The sequence below is a fragment of the Streptomyces sp. URMC 126 genome (genome assembly GCF_051386555.1).
Taxonomy (GTDB): Bacteria; Actinomycetota; Actinomycetes; order Streptomycetales; family Streptomycetaceae; genus Streptomyces.
Map to the genome: position 1 here is coordinate 1 of NZ_JBPQTX010000448.1, position 4431 is coordinate 4431.

3 protein-coding genes are annotated in these 4431 nt (G+C 70.6%); all 3 read left to right on the forward strand.

Annotated elements, in window-relative coordinates; genetic code table 11:
• The first annotated feature begins 894 nt into the window (after positions 1-894).
• Positions 895-1437, forward strand: coding sequence for a CATRA system-associated protein (locus tag ACSNOK_RS31040; protein WP_436784131.1), 543 nt, complete (start codon positions 895-897; stop codon positions 1435-1437).
• Positions 1430-2920 carry a CATRA conflict system CASPASE/TPR repeat-associated protein gene (locus ACSNOK_RS31045; protein WP_436784132.1) on the forward strand — a complete coding sequence of 497 codons (1491 nt, stop codon included), beginning with the start codon at positions 1430-1432 and terminating at the stop codon, positions 2918-2920. The genes ACSNOK_RS31040 and ACSNOK_RS31045 overlap by 8 nt, the downstream gene beginning before the upstream one ends.
• A 71-nt stretch (positions 2921-2991) precedes the next feature.
• Positions 2992-4431 (forward strand): hypothetical protein (locus ACSNOK_RS31050; RefSeq protein ID WP_436784133.1); only part of this gene is annotated, 1440 nt, incomplete at its 3' end.

Here is a 4431-nt window from a genome sequence, read left to right on the forward strand (position 1 = left end):
CCCCCTCATGGACGCCGCCGGCCCCGCCGACCACCCAGCCCTCAGCCACCGTCCCGCCGCCGCGGCCGACGCAGATCCCGTCGGCAGCTCCGCGTCAGTGTCCGCCGCTGCCCCGCCTGGGCTACCCAGGCAGCGGTGATGCCGATGCCGCGCCCGGCCGCCGGGGCCGAGACCACCGCCGGCGCCTGGAAGCCCACACGTCACCCGGCCACACCAAGCTCGTCGAGCTCGGCCGCGACCCGCACGCCGCGCGGGTCCGGTACGGGCAGGTTGCGGACGGCTTTGAGGGGGCGGGAGGACTTCTCACCTCGGCTATGGTGCCGATCGCGCGGACCCAGGTGGCGCAGGCCGCTCGAGGCCGCCCTTGCGTGGCCTGCTGTTCGGGCGCGGCCCTCGCTCCTGCCCGGACGAGGGCCGCAATGATATGCCAGGGAGAGACCTCCCAGGCCGCAATGGCGTCGAAGTCCCTGTGAAGGTGACGATCGCGGTCGCTTATGCCCGGCCAGGCGGGGCTGGGCGCGCCGTGACACCCGATCCGATTTTTCGTGCACTGGCTGCCGGCTGGGCAGCTGCCGGGCGAGCGGTGCCGGGGCAGGCCGACCCGGAATGGGACCAGCTTTGCGCAGCGGCACCGTGGCCGAGCCGGTGGCACCCCGGGACGCAGGACAGGAGAGGCGCGAGGTAGCGGTGCCCGGCCGTGGGAGCTTCGGCCGGGCTTCCGCCTCTGCTACCGGCGGGTCCGGTCAGACGTCGTCGATGCGGGTGAAAACGTCATCGAGACGGCCACCGTCCTCAGCGGTAAGCCTCACATCTTCCCGAGCCAACTCAGAGGCACTCAAGGAAGGCAGCCGGAACACGCCGGAAACGTGCCACAGGTCGCTGTGATCAACTCCGATGGCGGGTAGCGAGACCACACTCAGCGACGTGCCGGGCGACGGCGTCGAAGCCAGGGCGAGCATAGCGCTCCAGGCAGGGGACGGAGGCGTGAGTCGAATCCGGACGCCCTTCCACGTGCCAGGGATGGACCGCATCCCCTACCGGAGAGATCAACTCCACGACACAGGGGGCGTGTTGGTCGGCCCCTCGCTAGGCTTCTGCCATATGGACGAGGAACTGCGGCAGATGGCGTTGGAGGTTCTCGAGGACGTTGCCCACTGGTCGCTCAGATCGTCTGGCTGGGAGCGGTTCGGCCGAGGGCTCGCGGACATGGAGCGGACTCTGCGGGCAGCGGACGTCACGGGATTCCGGCGGGCCGTCGCAGATGTCGAGATGGCAGGACCGCATCGCATCTCGGGAGTGGAGGAGGCGTCTTCCCTACCCTGCCCCGAGGTGTTCCGGGAGCGGGTCAATGAGCTGATCCACCGTCTGCACGCGACCCGGGACGAGCAGCCCTCGTCCGAGGGCGCGGACGCGGGCGAACCGGGTCGGCATGATTGAGGGCGAGGCTCTTGGAGTGCACGTGTTCGTCGTCACGGGCGGCGAACACCGGGCGGCCGCGCTCGCCTATGTCCGGGCCCTGTGGGGCCAGTGCGGCGCGCGACTGGGCATGACGGAGCCGGTAGCGGGGGTAGGGGTGGGCAGGGAGCCGCGAGGCGGCTGGGCCGCGCAGACCAGAGGGCTCCTTGCGGTCAGGAGCGATACCGGTCCCGGGGTGCGGCAGGCCGTGCTGCGACGGGACCACGACGTTCTCTGCCTTTCGGTCATGCTGGCCCCAGATGCCACCGAGACCTTGGGGTGGGCGGAACTGGACGCACAGTGGTCCGGGGCAGTCCGAGCGGCAGGACAGGGACCAGCAGCGCCGAGCTCCGGAACGTTGGGGGAAGCCCGGCTGTATCTGGCCAGGCTGGTCGACCCTTATGCCGAGCCCGCTGCCGACCCGACCGGCGCCCTGGTAGCGACGGTACGCTCACGCGCGCCTGACGCACCGGATCGGCTACCGGACGGAGTGGTGACCCCCCAGGGATTCGCCGTCTGGGAGCTCTCGCCCACCGCCGATACACGGATCGAACGTCGCTTGGTCACCGTGGCCGGGCACGAGCGGGACCCCGAGCTGACGGCCTGGGCATGGACCGACCGCAACCTGAATCTGCCGCCGCTGGCGAAATATCTGCTGCACGCCGCCAAACTCCGCTACGAACTGCGCGTGTGGCGAACCGCCGAGGACATCGCCACGCTCCGCGCCGCCACGGACGCCGCGATCAAGACCTTGCTGGAACGGACCGCCGCACCGGCAGGCCCGAGCCGGCAACCGGAGATCATCAGAGCCAACCATGCCCTGGTGGCACTACAGGCTCGTGAGCGTGGCCTCGTCGACCGTTCGACACTCAGCCGCGAAATGGCCCGGACCGTCGACATCGCCGCTGCCAACCTCGCCCTCTTCGCCGGTGACGAGTCACTGGGCGGCCCGTTCGCCGACGATCGGGCGCTGGCGGACTGGCTGGTCCAGCGCCTCGACGACGAAGCCACCTACCTGGAGGCCGCGGTGCGCCGCTGCGAACAAGTCGGCGCGCTTGCCGACCAGCTGGTGCAGCGGAGCCGACAGCGTCGCCAGGAGACGGTCAACCTCGGCCTGACCGGCGCGATCGGAGCTATCGTGATGAGTCTCGGCGCCGTCCAGGCACTGCAGTACACGGTGCCGCTGCCCGGCCCCGTGAAGCCGGCCGTCGTCACGGCACTCGGCGCACTGGCCCTGCTCGCGTCGCTCGTCGTGCTGCGGGTCGTGGCGCCGGAGCGGCGCTGGTCACTGGTCCTCATTCGGCTGGGGGCGGGAGCGGTCGGCGCGGCCCTGGCATGGATCGGTGTGGCGGCGTTCGGGGACGGGGGCACCGGGGCGGGGACAACCTGGACCGGGGCCGCAGTGGGCGCGGCCTTGGGGGCACTCGTCTCCTTCGGATCCTTCGGACGCGACAGGAGGCACTGACCGGACCGGCGGACGTCGGCGGCACGGTCCGCCCGGTCGAGAGCATCCTCGAGAGAGGCGGTGTTGCTGCCATGGCGTACAGCAGTTCCTGGCGTGGTCCCGGGTGGGGAAACGAACGGTCCCAGCAATTAGGCAAAGTGGAAACCTACAAGATCGTCGCCAGGCTTTCGCAGGTCGCGGAGGCCTTCAAACTGGGCCTCGCGGCGCAGGTCGCTGCGCTGGCCGACCGGGACCGGGGCCGGCTCGACATGGCGATCACCCACTTCCGGCACGCTGTCGTCGCGGCGGCCGGTGACGACCCGCACCGGGGCAAGTACGCCAACGGTCTCGGTATCGCCCTGCTCGACCGCCATCGGCTCACCGGGGACGTCGGCGATCTCGACGAGGCTCTCGACCACCTGGTCGCCGCCTTCGACGCCGCTGCCCCGCAGACGATGGCCCGCGCCCGGGCACTGTGCAATCTGTCCGACGCCCTGGAGCTGCGACTGTCGCTGGCCGACCAACTGACCGACGACCGACGTGCCCGGCTCCCTTCCCTGGAATCGCTGCGCCGGGAGAAGAGCCGTACACCAGGGATCACCGCGATCGAGCGGCTGGCCGCCGCGCGCGAGAGCGGCCACATGACGGTGGCCGAGCAGGGCCTGGCACAGGGATGCCCGGATCTGACCTATGCCGTGAAGCTCCTCCCCTTGGTCGTCTGGGGCGGCCGCGATCAGGTACTCGAATTCCTCGCGGACTACCGAGGGCTGGCCGCCGAAGCGGCGTCGAGTGCCGTGGCGGCGGGCGATGTCGCCCTCGCGGTGCGCGTGCTGGAGCAGGGCCGTGCCGTGGTGTGGCAGCAGGATCTCGCGAACCGCACGCCTCGCGAGGAACTGCTGAGGCAACTCGTCGCACAGGGGCCCCGGCCGCACGAGGAGACCAACACGGCCGCCCACGCAAAGACGCACACCAAGGCAGGAAGAAACCGTTCGGACGCGGCAGCCGAGCGCCAGGCGCCGTCGCTGCCGTCGGATCTCGTGGAACGGATGGACCGCGCCCACGCCGCACTCACCCGCCTCGCTCCCGGGGTGAACACGTCACCGGACATGGGCGATCCGCGGTTGGACTTCGACCGATGGGGATTCCCGTGGCGGACCGAGATGCCGGGCCTGGCCGAACTGTCCGACGCCGTGCGGGAATGGGAGGCGCTGAGCCGTACGGCGCGGCGTGGACTGCCGTACATCAGCTTCCACCTGCCGGACTACCAGAGTGACATCCGGCCGGCGGCGTCCTTGGGACCTGTCGTCTACCTCAACGTGAGTCCGTGGCGCTGCGACGCCATGATCGTCACCCGGAGCGGCGAGCACCCCACCCTCGTCCCCCTGCCGCATCTGACCGCTGCCGACGCCGAGCAGCAGGCGCAGCGGTATCTGGCCGCCATGATGAGCGACAGCGACGGGCGGGAAGGCGTTGTTGGGGATGTGCTGCACTGGCTGTGGCAGACGGTGGCATCGCCCGTGCTGGCCGCTTTG